This is a genomic window from Vreelandella sulfidaeris Esulfide1 (genome assembly GCF_054072535.1).
Genome location: NZ_JBSVSF010000002.1, coordinates 90,087 through 105,139, shown reverse-complemented (window position 1 = coordinate 105,139; position 15,053 = coordinate 90,087). Strand labels below are relative to the sequence as shown.

12 protein-coding genes are annotated in these 15,053 nt (G+C 52.2%); 4 read left to right on the top strand and 8 right to left on the bottom strand.

Annotated elements, in window-relative coordinates; genetic code table 11:
- Positions 1–52 precede the first annotated feature (52 nt).
- Genes ACW44H_RS20250 through ACW44H_RS20235 form a run of 4 tightly spaced genes read left to right on the top strand, consistent with a single transcriptional unit; the run spans position 53 to position 6,187 of the window.
- The gene (locus tag ACW44H_RS20250; RefSeq protein WP_146779542.1) at positions 53–508 is read left to right on the top strand and encodes a metal-dependent hydrolase; all 456 of its coding nucleotides are present in this window, start codon (positions 53–55) and stop codon (positions 506–508) included.
- The gene (gene traF, locus ACW44H_RS20245; protein WP_113270631.1) at positions 505–1,524 is read left to right on the top strand and encodes a conjugal transfer protein TraF; all 1,020 of its coding nucleotides are present in this window, start codon (positions 505–507) and stop codon (positions 1,522–1,524) included. Before ACW44H_RS20250 ends, traF begins: the two co-directional genes overlap by 4 nt.
- Positions 1,524–3,083 carry a conjugal transfer protein TraH gene (locus ACW44H_RS20240; RefSeq protein WP_176304216.1) on the top strand — a complete coding sequence of 520 codons (1,560 nt, stop codon included), beginning with the start codon at positions 1,524–1,526 and terminating at the stop codon, positions 3,081–3,083. The genes traF and ACW44H_RS20240 overlap by 1 nt, the downstream gene beginning before the upstream one ends.
- The gene (locus ACW44H_RS20235) at positions 3,083–6,187 is read left to right on the top strand and encodes a conjugal transfer protein TraG N-terminal domain-containing protein (RefSeq protein WP_457509111.1); all 3,105 of its coding nucleotides are present in this window, start codon (positions 3,083–3,085) and stop codon (positions 6,185–6,187) included. Before ACW44H_RS20240 ends, ACW44H_RS20235 begins: the two co-directional genes overlap by 1 nt.
- Before the next feature lie 29 nt (positions 6,188–6,216).
- Here ACW44H_RS20235 and ACW44H_RS20230 read toward each other — a convergent pair whose 3' ends face one another.
- The 8 genes from ACW44H_RS20230 to ACW44H_RS20195 all read right to left on the bottom strand — a co-directional run bounded on the left by ACW44H_RS20230 (position 6,217) and on the right by ACW44H_RS20195 (position 14,987).
- Positions 6,217–6,561, bottom strand: a complete 345-nt coding sequence (locus ACW44H_RS20230) for a hypothetical protein (RefSeq protein ID WP_113270628.1) — start codon at positions 6,559–6,561, stop codon at positions 6,217–6,219.
- Between the two features lie 344 nt (positions 6,562–6,905).
- The gene (locus ACW44H_RS20225; protein WP_101146467.1) at positions 6,906–8,576 is read right to left on the bottom strand and encodes a type IV secretory system conjugative DNA transfer family protein; all 1,671 of its coding nucleotides are present in this window, start codon (positions 8,574–8,576) and stop codon (positions 6,906–6,908) included.
- Complete coding sequence (locus ACW44H_RS20220) at positions 8,573–8,986, bottom strand: hypothetical protein (protein ID WP_113270625.1); 414 nt, start codon at positions 8,984–8,986, stop codon at positions 8,573–8,575. Before ACW44H_RS20220 ends, ACW44H_RS20225 begins: the two co-directional genes overlap by 4 nt.
- The gene (locus tag ACW44H_RS20215) at positions 8,986–9,576 is read right to left on the bottom strand and encodes a hypothetical protein (protein WP_113270624.1); all 591 of its coding nucleotides are present in this window, start codon (positions 9,574–9,576) and stop codon (positions 8,986–8,988) included. The genes ACW44H_RS20220 and ACW44H_RS20215 overlap by 1 nt, the downstream gene beginning before the upstream one ends.
- Entirely contained in the window at positions 9,564–11,651 is a 2,088-nt protein-coding gene (locus tag ACW44H_RS20210) for a conjugal transfer protein TraN (RefSeq protein WP_281662274.1), read from the bottom strand. The genes ACW44H_RS20215 and ACW44H_RS20210 overlap by 13 nt, the downstream gene beginning before the upstream one ends.
- 135 nt (positions 11,652–11,786) lie before the next feature.
- Positions 11,787–13,154: a hypothetical protein gene (locus ACW44H_RS20205; RefSeq protein ID WP_457509110.1), complete on the bottom strand. Its 1,368-nt coding sequence runs from the start codon at positions 13,152–13,154 to the stop codon at positions 11,787–11,789.
- Between the two features lies 1 nt (position 13,155).
- Positions 13,156–14,133 (bottom strand): type-F conjugative transfer system pilin assembly protein TrbC, encoded by a 978-nt coding sequence (locus ACW44H_RS20200; RefSeq protein WP_113270621.1) that lies wholly within the window; start codon positions 14,131–14,133, stop codon positions 13,156–13,158.
- Complete coding sequence (locus tag ACW44H_RS20195) at positions 14,118–14,987, bottom strand: TraU family protein (RefSeq protein WP_246009098.1); 870 nt, start codon at positions 14,985–14,987, stop codon at positions 14,118–14,120. The genes ACW44H_RS20200 and ACW44H_RS20195 overlap by 16 nt, the downstream gene beginning before the upstream one ends.
- Positions 14,988–15,053: the final 66 nt, after the last annotated feature.

Sequence of the window (15,053 nt, the reverse complement as noted above, 5' to 3'; positions counted from 1 at the left end):
TTTGTGGAGTTGGGGCTTTTTCGCGTGCATGACACAGGTATTTGGAGGCAGCTTGACCGGGAACGCTCATCGATTATTCGGCCTGGCGCTTGGCGCATCGGCTGGTGCGATTATGACCCCCTTTTATGGCGGGATGTCTGCGCTGGCGGTGGCGGCGATGGCGCTGCCTGGATCAACGGCACCTGACTGGCTGGAGATCCGCATTGGTCCAGCCACGCTCATACCCCATAGGACTGTGACCCACTGGTTGCTCCCTTGGCTAGGGCTGGCAGTGGCATCGGCCGTTTGGCTACCTGATGCGCCATTGCTTGCCGCCCTTCTCTTAGGTTTCTCGGTTGGTGGGCTCTCTCACGTCATTGGAGATGCTGGCACCCCTTTGGGAGTGCCTGTGTGGCACCCCGCCAAACGCCATTCCCTGAAGCTGTGGGATGGCGGCACTTCAGAATTTTGGCCCGTGCTGTTGGCCTGGGCCATTGCCGCGATATTGATACGGAGCCTTGTGCTATGAAACACATTACCGCTGGCCCTTTGCCGGCGCCATTTCTGCGGCTAATGCTGGCGCTTTTGCTAACGCTGAGTTCGACCGCTATAGCCCAGCCTGGTGGAGACCGAGGGCAAGCCTGCCTTGATAGCAATAATGCTCGCGAATGCGGTTGGTTCTGGGGGCACTTAGATGATGATGAGGAAGAAGAGCCCGAAGAGCCCCCAGTCGAGATACCGATGGCCAAGGCGCCTGAAGAGGAGCTGGATTGTACGGACCCAGAACAGTGGGAGCCCTCTTGTGGTTTTGTCGACCCAGAGGGGAGCTTCGAGTTTCAAGCCAAGCAGCGCGACATGCTGCTTAACCAGTCTGTGATGAACCCCAACAATCCAGAGACAGTCGAGGCCTTTCAGCGGTATATGCGATGGGCCGTCGACCAAGCCATCACAATGTCGAGGATGTGGGAGTGGAATCAGATCCAAAACCAGGACCTCAACCCCCTCGTACATAGCCCCGTCTCCTCCTTTGGGCTTCGTGCAGCGTCACGAGCACGCGATGGCAAGCGCAATGCGGTCATGGAAGAGATAGATGACCAGAATGGGTTTCTCGTCTGGTTTACCCGGTCTAGCTGCCAATTCTGTCATGACATGCAACCAGTTATGAAGCAGCTCGAACGACGTACTGGGCTCACCATTTACAACGCCCCACTTGATGGGGGGTGCATGCCAGAGTTCTCGAACAGCTGCGATACCACAGGACGCTCAGTAGAGGCTGCTGGCCACCTTGCCGTCGAAGCGGTACCGGACCTCTGGCTTTACCTGCCACAGGATGATCTTTGGTTCCGCGTCTCCAGTGGTGTTGAAGCAGCGCAGCGGATTACCTCGAGGATTGAGGTCTTCTTTGGTGCTATCCAACGAGCAGCAGAAAAGGGCCTCGAGGCGGTTGGTGATGGCACGAGTCCTCCCGTTGATTTCAGCGTTCCCGACATGCTGGAACGGTCATCCGGTGGCCTCGGCGCCGGCATTCCCCAAGGAGTTGAGTAATGTTCTCCAGAAACAAATTGGTAACCATGGTGGCAACAGCCGTGATCAGCGGAATGTCGATAACGGCCACCACAAGCCTGGCTGAAGCCAACGCACTCGAAAATGCGTTTGACCGGCTATCCAGTGCCGGAGGCGGCTTCAGTAGCTCAAACAGCGCAGCGTCGTTTGAGACCAGGACACGGCATGGATACACGGCCGGGGGGTTGACCATGCGGTTTTCTCAGAACCGCTACTCGCTAGTCAACATGGACCCGCCGCGGCTAGACGTAGGCTGCAATGGCATCGACGCGCATTTTGGTGGCTTCTCCTATATCGACAGTGAGCAGATCCAGCAGATGTTGGAGCAAATCGCCCAAGGGGTTGTAGCCCTCTCCTTCCAGCTCGCGCTCAAACAGCTCTGCCCTATTTGTGGGGATGTGCTTGAGTTCGCACAACGCATGGCACAGGCGGCGGCGAAACTATCCCAGGACAGCTGTGAGGCTGCTACCGCACTGGTTGAGGGGTTCCCTGACTACTCCGGCGAATTAGGGAATCTCTGGTGTAGTTCGGTAGGGATGTTTGAGGGCGTGGAAAGTGACTGGCTGGCAGCCCAGAAGGACACTTGTGATAGCAAATCGGATTCGGGCCGCGAAGTGCGAGACCACCTCAGCAACAATCCCGGGGATCGCGCACTGGCCTTAGAGCTTGATGGCAACCGCACATGGCTAGGCCTTCAAGAAGCAGGTATTGCCCCTGGGCGAGATGGCAGGAACAACATGGGGGCAGAGAACAAGATATTTGCCGAGCTATTGATGAGTTGGATTGGTACTGAGGTTCGCAACAAAGGGGGTAGTGGCGACTCGAACACCTTTGCGCCAACCATCGAAACTGCCGATGCGATGCTGGACATATTCCTGTGCGGAAGTGATAAAGCCTCGCCGACCGTCATTGAATACGCTGACTTCGTGAACAGCTTTTGCGAGGACAAGATATGGTCAGGCGCCTCAGGCCAGGCCACCGAGATTTATACTTGTAGCAACAGTGATCTGAGAGACTGTTGGAACCCGAACAAAGCAAAGGTTGAGGATATATCACTAGGCCACGGCTTTTTGACCACGGTGATTATGGAATTGGAAGGTGCGGTTAAGAACGTTGCCAGTGGCACCCCGCTGACCGCTTCTCAAAAGGCCATTATTGCTGCAGCGCCCTTCCCGCTCTATCAAGCAGTTAATGTTGCAGCGACCTACCCGGACCTTGCCTACGACCTAGTAGTTGGTAACTCGACCATTCTGTCTTACATGATCTCCATTGAGTACATTCGCTATGCCGTCCAGGCAACGGCTAAGACATCGATGACATCATCCGTGCCGGGTGAGATCTTGCGCGAATTCCGCGAGGCCCAGAATGAGCTAGTTGTCATGACCTCCCAGAAGGCTCAGCAAATTAACCTTATGGCTGAGACTCAGGAAAACATAATGAGCCAGGTTGACAAGATCAACCGCGCCACGTTGCGAAATCTTCATGCCATGGGTCTATCCGGCATGGATTTCGCTCGTGATATGGTTCGGGAGATGGACTGATGAAATGGCTTGTTCCTGCCCTTATAGCTATTGGATTGGTCGCTGTTCCGGGGTTAGCAATCGCAGAGACCATGACGCCTGCAAGTGGTGACACTTGGACATTTTATGGCTATGGCAATGGTTATGCGCTGGCGCAAATACTGGAGGCGATTAAACGCCTGACTGACCCTGACTCAAACCCTGGGTTCAGGAACTTGGCGCTGTTCTTGGCGATGGCCGGCTTCCTTGCGATGTGCTTTACGGGAATCCTGGGTGGAAGTCTGCAAAAGGTGGCCATGTATTTTGCCGGCATGATTCTTACTGTCTACATGCTGTTCTCTTTGAAGGTCGATATTCTTATTGAAGACATGGTGTGGGATGGCGTTGGGTCGCCCCAATTCATTCAACGAATTGAAGGCGTTCCGGCAGCCATCGGTCTTCCTGCTGTTGTCATCTCAGAGATAGGGATGTGGGCTACAAACGGCATTGAAACTAACTTCACGACGCCAAACTTCGAAAATCTACGTATTTCAGAGGGGGCTCCCATTGGCATGGCGGCAAGCATGTTGAATGACATGAAGAAGATTCGCCTGACTGATCCGTACCTGCGATCAAGCATTCAAAGTTTCATGAATGACTGTGCGTTGCCGAATATTTTTAGCGGCAAAATATCCCCGGTGACGCTAATTACCTCACAAAATGCATGGGGGGTTTTAGGCAATAACCTGAACCGGGCAGTTTATACCGTCGTTTATGACTCGACCGATCCAAATGGTGGCATGCAGGCTTGCGATGAGGCCTACGCGAGCATTGACAACCGTTTGCAGACTGCAGCTCCCGCGCTATTGAACGGCATGAGGGAAGCTTCCCCGTTCTGGCTTCAGCAGGCAGCAGGTTCAACAGCGCTGGCACAAGCCGCTCTGGATGATTCGTTTCGCTGGGCCTCAGGGGGAAGTGCCGTTCAGGACGCCACAGGGCTTGCCACACAAGCCGCAATCGCAGAAATGTACTCAGGCACCTATGAATACGCAGCAATGGCCACAGGCTCCAACGAGCTGATCTCAGCCTTGAATATGGAACAGGCTCGACGTGCCCAGCAATCTGGATGGTATAGCACAGCTATTCTCTTCCGGGATATGGCGGGCTATTTCTTCGCGATCCTTCAGGCATTCGTGATTGGGCTGGCGCCGATTGTGTTTGCTGCGGTGTTGGTCCCCGGCTTAGGCAAGAAGATGGGCACCTCGTATGCCCAGGTGATGACCTGGCTCATTTTATGGTGGCCAGGGCTCGCTATCGTGAACTACATCATGATGCTCTATTTCCAGGGGCAGACAGCGGGATACCTCGCTGATGGTCTCACCATGGCCAATATGAGCGCAGTCAGCGAGATGTCGGACAAGATGGTGATGGCATCAGGTTTTATGTCCACCTTAGTTCCCGCCATCATGTGGGGGCTAGTATCTGGCAGCGGTTACGCCTTCACCTCTGTCTTGGACAGGGCATCTGGTAGCCAACAAGCGGCGACAGCCGCGAACAACATGTCTACAGGTGCAGCTTCGGCTGGCCAGGTAAGTATGAACAACGCGAACATGAATGCTCACCAAACCTCTCACCGTTATAGCTCTGGGGAAGAAGTATCGGCACACCATGTCGGCGTTGGGGCATCTCAAGTTACGAATATGAGCGGGCAGGATACGAACGTAGGCCTAAGAGCGGCAGACATGAGGGAGAGCCTATCTAAGTCGCAGGCATTTAGTGAAGCGACCCAGAGAACAGAAGAAGCGAAACAGTCATTTAGCCAACAATCCCAGAATATGATGACTGATACCTTCAGATCGGCTACCCAATACGCTCAAGACCAAGGGTTTGTAACTGACGGCTCGGTTGACTGGTCAAGGATGTCTCAGGATCAGCAAGGGCAACAATATATGTCGGAGCTGTCTGCTACTAGGCAAGTTATGGAGCAGGCCGGATTATCGGAAAGGGAAATTAATGATGTTACTTCGCATGCGGCCGGAAAGGCCTCAATCGAAGCTGGGGGTAAAACAGAGGTTGGTCTTTCACTTAATGCGGGTGCTAGCGCTTATGCAAGGACATCTGTACAGGGCGAAGTCGGGGTCCGTGGTTCAGACACTAGCCAAGACACGACCGAAGAATCTATGAGCCTGAGCCAATCAGATACTGGGAAGCTATCTTTCTCTGAAAATGGTGCAGTTCAAGTTGTAGGTCAAGACGGCAGCCGATATTCAGAAAAAGTATCCCAGAGCGAATCTCGACAGGTACTTGAGGGGCGGGTCGGTGAAGACCGCGCCTCTATGCTCTATGCGGCCTCAAACGATTATCAGGAAGCTGTCCAGGTTCAACAGCAAGCACGCGAGGAATATGTTGCAAGTCGCAGTGGCTCGATCCCTACTCCTGCCAGCCCACAGACTATTTCTGCTATGCGTAGCGATGCCAATGATCTACGAGGTGAGGTTGAACAGCGACAGAATGCCGATCATGCTGAAGTTGCCGGGCGTGAGAATGCTGTAAGTGGCAGTGTCGGCGCAAATACAAGCGATTTGGGCGCAAGAGCAGCAACGGCAACTGAAGTCACCACACCGATAGAGAGAGGTGGTGTAAGTTCACTATCGGTTGATTCCAGCGAACGGCTAGGGGCGATCCAAGGTAATGCGCAAGCGGACGTTGAAAGGCCAGATGCTTATCATGTGATCGATACAGGAGGTAGCTTTTCTGTCGCTGATCGTAGGGCGATCGATGCTGCTGACCAACAAAATGCGGATGCTCTCATTACCGGAGGCGAACGATCCAATATACAGATCGGAGATGACACCTTCGTTCCAACCTACTATGAGAACAATCAGGCAGTTTATGCTGTTGAGCGTGAAGGAGGGCATGCATATTACACGTATGGAGGGGATGGCGAATTTGAGCCGGCCAGCTCTCCTATGCCGTCTACTCAAGAGCAAATTGATTCTCAGGCCAATAATGGCTCAACCCAGAATGCTACGGCCGCTACGATCAATCGCGGCCAGGTGCGTCGAGGTTCTGAATCAACGGAAGAGTCTTCCCCTAACCAAGGGTCAGATATTGATCCGCGAGAATTAATGGACACCCGCCCATAAGAAAAAGGCCCCTTGCTAGGGGCCTTTCTTCATGCATTTTTAATGATCCGTTTGAACCTCAACATCGCCCTGGTCTGGAATATAAGAACCAGAGCATACCCTGCCCAAATAAAGGGAAGCACTTTGCCAGGGGCACTATCCCATGTGAAATAGGTAAATATTAATAGGCTTGGAATTATTACTAAGTTCACCATCAGAAATACGTATATGTTCTGTTTGGCTCTCCACCTAGCGGCACGTACAACATCTTCTTCTTCTGCACCGATCAAGTGTTGAAGCTCATTGACAACGAAAGAACCCTTGGGTTTCCGGGCGGCACTTTGGCGGGCTGCGATCGCACGTTGGCGGCGAGCTTTGCGATTATTGTTAGCCATTTCGACCTCCGAGCGATCGACGCAATTACCTTACTGTCATGTAATAATACCATACGACGATTTCAATGTACAACATGAAGCGGCTATTTTCTCATCTTTTCTGCTGGGTCAAAGTATGAGCGCTTATGACATAAGTGGGTAGCAAGGTCGATATGGGCATGAATTATCGTCTTGGCAAGCCAAAGAATATATCCCCCGGCGAATTTCAATACCTCGACGGTTCCCTTGGATATAATGTCCATGAGCGGCCTAAAGACTTCTTTTACTCCCGGAAGAATTCCTAAGAGCAACATAGCGAAAATGGCGATTGTCGCCCAAAATAACACTGTAATCATAACTACCCCCTAAACAGTTGCTGTAAGAAACTCGTTTAGCCGTTCCTCGAAGTTAAGCGCCTGTTTGTCGGCAGGCATCTTCATCTTGCGTTTTATTACCTTAAATGAAGGAATGTGTTTGGGGTAGTTGATCATTGGCGTTCTCAAATGATACATGCGAGCGCCCATCATCATGACCGCTTGCCCCATATCCATGGCTCTCAATTGATCCGGTGTTACCCTGAACTCCTCAACTTCGCGCCAGCTTTCACCCATGCCGCCGCCATCGGACATGCTGGATTGTGGGGTGGTTCTCAAATACTGCGCACTCTCTCCCTGGTTAGCCGAGACTGAGACAGTACGTTGAAAACGCTTGGTTTTACCTAGTATTTCAGCGGCCTCTTCAGGGCTGTCTTTCGCACCGAACTTGAAGAATATTTTGTTCCATGTGTTCTGGATCACGATGTCTGCAAAGTCTGGCGAGACTCGATTAAGCTGGCTGAAGGACTGGAAGGCTGGAATCAGTGCGATATTGGCAGATCGCGCCTGCTCGAAGAGACGCCCTACCCCTTCCATTACGTAAGCACCCATTTCATCCAGAAGTGCGATGAAATGCTCTGGCCTTTCGCCCTTGGGTAAATCCTGAATGTAGGCAACAGCAGAGCGAATGTCCGAGACGATCATTTTCCCTAGGTTGAGGGCTGCGGTGTCCTTTCCCATCGTCGGAAGCGAGACATAAAGCATGTGGCCCTTACGAATAATTTCGGTAAGCACGATTTCCGGGGCATAAACGTTGAAGACCTTTCCAAACTTACCCTGGGCGAACAGTGCAATCCGGCCTGCCATCCCGCCCAGCGTTTGCTTCATGCGGTTGAGGTCGATTTTTGTCCCTTCCTTGGTACGGGTACGGAACTGATCGAGGAAGATCGATAGCGCCCTCTTCTCAGGCCCTTGAGGAGTCATTCTCTCCAAGTTTTCAAGGGCTCTATCGGACTGCAATAGAATTGATAGATCGCCGAAGTGATATAACTGACCGGAGGCTTGCAGAGCGGCAATGATGACAGTGAGTGCATGATTGGCGGATTGCCTGTAGTGATCGGCGCCTGGATTGTTCTCCGCAGAAGGAATGAGGTTCATCAGTCGAGATGCCACCTCATCAGGATCGCCGTGGAGAACAGGGTTATAGGTATTGGCGTTATCGGGGTCTGACACGTCGATAATGTAGAGTTCATCTTCGCGGCCTGTCACCTTGGCCATGTACGCTAGGTGATCCCGAGTGTCCCGATCGATCTTGGCGTCAATGAATAGCCATCCGCGCCCACGCGCAGTTTGCTGCCAGAGGATATATTCACCAAGAGTAGTCTTACCCACACCAGACTGACCCACGATCGCAGTGTGTCGCTGCCCGAGGATGTCGGGCATGTTGATTCGAGTATTTTTGTCGGTGGTCAGGCCGATATGTAAGGAAGGCCCCTTATCATCTACTGGCTCGTCTGAAGGCAGCACGAAGCCCTCTCGGGAATCCTCGTCGTACTGGCGCAGCTTGGCCATAGCCTGGCTCCATGTGAGCTGCGCCATGCCCAGCGAACCCAGGACGCCAGCAGGCCATGCTGGGAAGGTGCCGACAGCCCAAGGTGTAGCGGCCGCAACGCCGGCTGCAATGGCGGTAAGCGCCAGCGCATCCATTCTGCCGGCTATCATGGGCAATCCTCCAGCGTCACGCTATCAGCACGGAACATCCCGGCTGCCCATGCAGCGGGGGCGATGTAGCTACGGCTGTCGGGCAGCGGTGCCTGATGGCAGCGAATCGTCAAAGATGAGCTGTCCTCCAGAGGATGAAGGCTTATGAGGTGTCCTGGGTAGGACGCGAAGACTAGAACTCCGATATAGCCTTGGGGCAAATCTTCTGGTGGATTGCCTCCAAGGTTCAGCGACCAGGCATTGAGCCAATCTAGCTGGCTGGTCACCATAAGCGACTTGCTAAGTAGCGCGCCAGCATCATGACCGCCGTAAAGCTGATGCGCGGGTTCATTGTCGCCTTCCTGAGCATTGGCAAACAAAGGCATGGTTGTTGCCACAATGATCAGCGCAGCCTTGAAAAGAGTTTGCATTATTTGTTGTTCCTATCAAAGAAGCCACTGGGCAAACGTTCCCTGCCACCAGCCCCACTAACGCTCGGTAGCATGTTGTTGGGTAGCGATCTTCCTCCGGGAACAAGCGAGTCAAGAAAGGAATGCCACATGCTATATTGAAACTGCTCGGTATATGCATTGCCTGAAGTAGTCACGAACGTAATCCTGCCGGTATAGACAATACTTCCATGAGGTGTAATGGCACCCTCCTTATTGCGGTGGCCATACGTATGGTAGGCGGGTGTGCCAGGGGTCACTGTGGTCGGACTTGAGCCGTCACCCCAGTCGACAACTGCTTTTTCAACTCTTCTAACGTTCTGTCCACCGTTCTCAAAGGACGTATATGTGAGCGATACATCTAGCTGGGTTTCTAGGCCTACATACCCATTATTGGGCGTGAACATGAAAGGCCTCTGCCCCGCGTTCTGCACCACTTCCTCTGAACCGGCTGCACCTGATGCCAGCGCTTCAGCTTGGGCAGTGATTCGGTCTACTGGGCTCCCGAAGGAGCCCATAGATGCCAATACCATCACCACACAAGTAGCTTGAATTAAAGCTATCTTGCCCATGTCTGGTTGAACTCCGATTGTGCTTTTTCCGACAACGTTTCCACGTACTCCGAGAAATCCATATCGCCGAGATCAAGTGCAAGGAACTCGTCAATAGTGAACCCGGTGCAGTCTGGCTTGTACTGACGATCGTAAGTTGTAGAGGCCTTTGTCACACAGCTACCCAAAACCTTTAGCATGCAGGGCTCGTATTTCTTTTCTGAGTAGGTGTACCAAGGCTTAGCTGTAAGATTGACCTCAATTGAAGCTCTAAACTCACATTCCTCATCGGAACATCCACCAGTGAGAGTCACTGGTGGACTGTTGCTGACATAGTTATTCAAATTAGTAATGTCATTCTGGATGTTGACTTCATTCCACGCCGCATTGTCATAGCATTCATAAGATGAACCGATACACATGCGCAGCCCTCTGGAAGGGGATTCTGAACCTAGAGGGTTTGTATATGCCTCGAAGTGAACATTGTTATGCGCCCAAGAAAACTCGCCCCAGCCATCATTAGGAAAATTGATTGGCCACTTCATATCTAAGGGAATGCGCATCTGACCACCAGCGCCAGCTTTCCAAGCGTGAACTTTGTATTCACAGCTGCCATCTTCAAAACACCCACCTTCTACTACCGAATATCGGTTGATCGCACGGGTGTGATGATCCTCTGCTGCTAAGCGATGGGTTTCCCAGCCTGGGCTAAAGCCATAAACAGGGTGATCAGGCGGTGCCCCGCATGACGATTCAGAGCAGACCGCTGCATAAATGTCTGGGCTTGAAGGGCAGTCGTATCCAGATAACATCGAATTGGTAAAGCCTTCATCGGTAGAGCATTCCTCTTTCCACTGCCAGAACCGCACTCGATTGCCGTTGGCATTTAGCTCGTTCGACCATCCTCCGGCAGAATTGTAAAAAGGAAACTCAATGCGCTTGGTAACAGCTCCACCTGCGTTTTGCGAAGCCAACTCGGCAAGCTGTTCTCGACCCTGTTCTTGAATAATTCTGGCAAGCATCGAGTCAAACTCGCACCAGCGTTGGTATCTATCCACCTGAGTTTGGGTGTTAGCAATCGACCATGGCCTTGTCCAATGTGCGCATATTTGCTTCGCGTAGGACATGTCACCTTTCGCAGGCGCGTTGTAAATATAATTTGCGAACGTGCATAGCGTATTATTGGTGGGAACAAAGCCGGGTGTAACTTGGACGGCTCGTTTCGCCATGCGGGCAGCAGCAAGCTCTACATCTTCGAGGTCGCAGTAGTCAGCACCGATTCCTGTTGCCATAGAGATAAATGAGCTGGTCAAAACGACATCTTCTGGGTCTTCCTGACAGCATTGCATGTGCTCAATAGCATTTAGAATGTCTGCCGAAGCAGTGCCAGCCAAGACAGCTCCAAGCGGTCCGCCAAAATACGTTGCCAAAACCGTTGATACGGTTGCGTTAAATTCCATCATGCGACGGAAATCGCTTGTAATCGCTTTGCACTCGCGCTCCATGCCAGAAAAGATCCGCATGTTTTCATCTAGCCCACCCTCGGCAGCGATCATGTCCATGACACCTGCCGCTGCAATAGCGTCTGAGAAGGCGCCTTCATCATCGCTAACTTCAGGCATAATTTCGTAGGAACTAGGATCGCATTTCCCATCTTCGCGACATGTATATGTCTGTTCCTGCCGAACGCATAAACCGTCTTGCTTTCTGGTGCAGTCGTAGCTCGTTATGTTGCAGTTCGGGTCGTTATTGCAACGTGGTGTCTCGCCGATGTAACAGCGCTTAGTTACTTTCTGGCCGACAATATTTCCAGAAGCATCTTTTATATCTGTCCTGCTTATATCTGGGCCACAGCCATACGAAGTGTCGGCACTACATGTAGACTCGCTCTTTTGCCATTCTTCGATCCAACTGTCAGGAAGAATGCGTGAATATTGCGAATAGGTCGCTGGATATGTTTCTCCAAACGTGTTTACCAACTCCCAGTCATCATCGTTCTGTAGTGCTTCGAGATTGCAAGTGTGGCTATATGGATCGCCGTAACATCTATAAGTAACAGCATATTCCCAGCATTCTCGTCTGACTGTTTCACCCATTATTGTTCTAGGGGCAGAATCAATACATGTTTCTCCGACCTTATAGCACTCTTGGTAGTCGCTTAAAGCCCCAAAGGTAACCTGAGGTATTAGTAGATAGATTAATAAAGCTGCTAGATGAATATATTTCATAATTTATAACTCAGGCCGTCTGCTTTCTAAACCAGTACATTCATCGATCACTCTATCTGTGAATTCAATTCTCATTGGTATAGGGAAGCTATTTGAACCTGCATAGCTTATGTTCTTGCAAGGGTTTTCAAAGTAAGCTGTGACATTGCAGGTAGTGCCATTACAGTTCTGCTCGTAAGCTACTCGAAAGCATTTACTGCCGCTGAAATCCTCTATAACAGTTGTTTTAGGTACAGTAGTGTTCAAGCCGCCACTGACGACATTTGAGTGAGGGCCTGTATAACGTGAACCATCTGACTTCTTTACCGTGTCATAGACAACTCGGTAGCCTTGGTCTTGGCAATAAAAGTTATATCTGAGGTAATCGACGCAACTAGGGCAGGGGTCGCTTGTTATAGTTAAAAGGTGGTCGCCATTTTTACATGTCGGTATTTTTATTCCCGTCACCTCAAGTTTTCTAGCGCAGCTAAACTCTGCGGAGTCTCTTCTTACCTCACACTCCCGAGATTCAGGCTCACAAGTAACGAATCTTGTTGGTATATCGACCACGCAGGAATCGGTTGTGATTTTATCCGGCTTGCATTCTCCACCAGCATTGATGTCAAGAAAATCAATTGTCCTTGGGTCGTTGGGGTCACATGAAACTGGAATATCACCTTCACTGAAAAGTTGGTTTATTTGATTGCCGAGACACTTTGAACGATCATCAGCAAAGTTGCCGCCACGTTCAAAAGTAGGGTTGTCGCGAACATCACTAATTGTATTTGACGGGTGATTGGGATCTTGATTGACTCTATCATTCCCTTTCTGACGCATATCGTTGCCGCCCCATGCATCCCCGTGAAGTTGGTGCATAGTCATGGTGCAAGACGATGAAGAACATTCAGCCTCGACTCGATATGCTCCGTACAGGTTGCCTCCGCTGAAGGCGGCTTCTCCCCCGGTCGGTATTTCTCTTGTGACCGTGTAGCGGTCCTCGCTACACCGTATCCCCTGAGTTAGTGCGTCACATACGGACACACTGATCCGCTCAAGCTCACCATTGTCGCTTTGTTCACACTCTTCGACCAAAACTCGAATGCCGCCTGCAGTGAGGCGAGCCCCGTCGCGGCATCTAAAGTTTCGCTGCTGTTTCTGTTTAACTTGAAGCCCCACCTCCCCTCCAAGCTCACCAGAGGTTTTCGTATCCTCAAGACCCAGGCTCGATGTAGCTGATCGGAAGGCGTTGTTTGGGTTGAAATCCCTGGCCCAGGCTCCCCCAGCATTCATTCCAGCTTGGTTAGGGGTGGCCATCGCCACGTCGCTCAAGGGCACGAGGGCCGCAAAAGCGGCCCCCATGGCAAACAGTTTTAAGCAAGAGCCCTTCGGCATGTCACTCCTCCCAGAGATGATCAATATTCTGTCCCGCGGGACCAACGGCCGGCCCCATTGGCGTGTCGTAAACTTCGCGATCAGTGCCTTGATAGCGCTCACGGAGTCGTTGTGCGTTGCGCTCAGCTAGCTCGTCGCTCATCGACTCCCACTGTGCTGACGCAACGCCTCCCTGCTCAGGAGCGCTTTCGGCGCCCTCGCCCTTGAGCGCATTGATGTAGACCTCGGCATTGCCGGCACCGCCTTTGTTGAATTGCTCTAAGGCATATAGGGCAGTTACTGACCCTTCAGCCTTCCAGTAATTGTCTGGGTTGCCCTTAGGGCATCCCTGGTACTCGAGCTGCTGACCATCGATTTCGCCTATTTGGCGCTTGGCGGTCTGACACACGCCCATGGGATCTTCCTTGGCAAGGACAATCGTGGGTACGGTCTCGATCTCGTAGGTATCGAACAGTCGCGGGTCGATCTGGATCGGTGCTGTCATGCCTCCCGGGCGTAGTACCTTCAGCAAGCGCTCCATGGTGAAGTCACGGAGCGTTATACCCGGCTCCACTCCGCGCAGAACCAGCTCGCCTCCTGCTCTGGCTGCATCAAGTGCATAGCCACGAATCAAGCTTTCGGGCATTGAAAATGAGATGAAGAAATACAGTCGATCCTGTTCACCTAGGTCTAACGAATCCCTCAGTGCTTGCCATTCAGCGGCCATTTCAGGGTCTGCGATCCCCCCGGTCTGACCTTGGGCCCGGACGTTTCCTAGCATCTCAGAGCCGGCTGCTTGGCCTGCGGTTGATCCGCTTGTGTTCGCGCCCATCGCCTCCAGGATTGCCTCAGGGCTCTTCTGGCCAGCGAATAGGCCACTAGGTGCCTGTGACCCTTGAAGAGCAGAGAAAGCGTCTTGAGCGGCTTGTACGGGTGTTTGTTGGCTTAACGCCGATGTGCTGAATAGCGTCAAAGTAATAGCGGTCAGAGTGCGCAGCATTGCTTACCTACCCAGATCAAGAATGCGGAATCAGTACGAACAGCGGTGTTGGCGGGAGGCAGCATCCCCCAGCGGAACTCGGACATTCCAAGAACAGCAGTTTGGTTGCTGGCAACAGGGGCCACCGGGTCAATACGGTATTGGCTGCGAATCATGTTCGGCAGGTAAACGGATTGGCATTCAGCCCAAGGGCCGGTCGTTGATAACAGGCCCGCCATGCGTGTCTTACGCTGCATGTACTTGCCAAGGACGTGGAGATTCCCACCTTGGGGGGAGCTGTGAGTGGTGCTTGAGCCAGTGAGGGGATACACGACGCCCTGAGAGCCCTGACACCAGAACATCATGTCTAGGGGGCGACCCGCTGCAGAAGCTACGGCGTCAGGGATGCACGAGAGAGCACCAACTGGATTGGCGAAGAGAGCTGACTCTGGAAATGCGATGGATGTCCAAGTGTCATCCTGCCAAGTGGCGTCGACCTCAGTGAGGTCTGCAAGGTTAAATCCGGAGGTATTCATGCACCCCAGCGAACTCATCATGTTGAGTACACTGAACAGAGGGTAGATATACCAGTGGATTTGCATCCTGGTAACGCTGCTATCTCCACGTCCCGAGCCATACGTTTGGTTAGAAGTCAGGGAGTCGTATCCGGTTAGTACCTGCGTGCCACCGAGCGTCGACATACAGCCAGGTGTTCGCGCCACTTCAGCGAGGAACGTTGGTTCCCAGAACGTCATGCCGATCCCTGGCATGTCGATGCCATAGGGCCCAGGACACAAACAGATTGAGTCCATGTGCATAAGGGAAGGATTAGACCCACCCCCCATGGAAATTCCAGCTACCGTTACCGGAAACATGTTGTTCCAGTTCGCGTCGTTGATGGGATTGAAAATCTCTCCCCGACATGCGGCAGAACCCGATAA

What these genes read in the sequence shown, in the direction of transcription:
- ACW44H_RS20235 (WP_457509111.1), top strand. Translation starts at nt 3,083, where the DNA reads ATGAAATGGCTTGTTCCTGCCCTTATAGCTATTGGATTGGTCGCTGTT.
- ACW44H_RS20200 (WP_113270621.1), bottom strand. Translation starts at nt 14,133, where the DNA reads ATGCTGCGCACTCTGACCGCTATTACTTTGACGCTATTCAGCACATCG.
- ACW44H_RS20215 (WP_113270624.1), bottom strand. Translation starts at nt 9,576, where the DNA reads ATGGGCAAGATAGCTTTAATTCAAGCTACTTGTGTGGTGATGGTATTG.
- traF (WP_113270631.1), top strand. Translation starts at nt 505, where the DNA reads ATGAAACACATTACCGCTGGCCCTTTGCCGGCGCCATTTCTGCGGCTA.
- ACW44H_RS20210 (WP_281662274.1), bottom strand. Translation starts at nt 11,651, where the DNA reads ATGGGTGAAACAGTCAGACGAGAATGCTGGGAATATGCTGTTACTTAT.
- ACW44H_RS20230 (WP_113270628.1), bottom strand. Translation starts at nt 6,561, where the DNA reads ATGGCTAACAATAATCGCAAAGCTCGCCGCCAACGTGCGATCGCAGCC.
- ACW44H_RS20240 (WP_176304216.1), top strand. Translation starts at nt 1,524, where the DNA reads ATGTTCTCCAGAAACAAATTGGTAACCATGGTGGCAACAGCCGTGATC.
- ACW44H_RS20220 (WP_113270625.1), bottom strand. Translation starts at nt 8,986, where the DNA reads ATGCAAACTCTTTTCAAGGCTGCGCTGATCATTGTGGCAACAACCATG.
- ACW44H_RS20195 (WP_246009098.1), bottom strand. Translation starts at nt 14,987, where the DNA reads ATGTTTCCGGTAACGGTAGCTGGAATTTCCATGGGGGGTGGGTCTAAT.
- ACW44H_RS20205 (WP_457509110.1), bottom strand. Translation starts at nt 13,154, where the DNA reads ATGCCGAAGGGCTCTTGCTTAAAACTGTTTGCCATGGGGGCCGCTTTT.
- ACW44H_RS20225 (WP_101146467.1), bottom strand. Translation starts at nt 8,576, where the DNA reads ATGATAGCCGGCAGAATGGATGCGCTGGCGCTTACCGCCATTGCAGCC.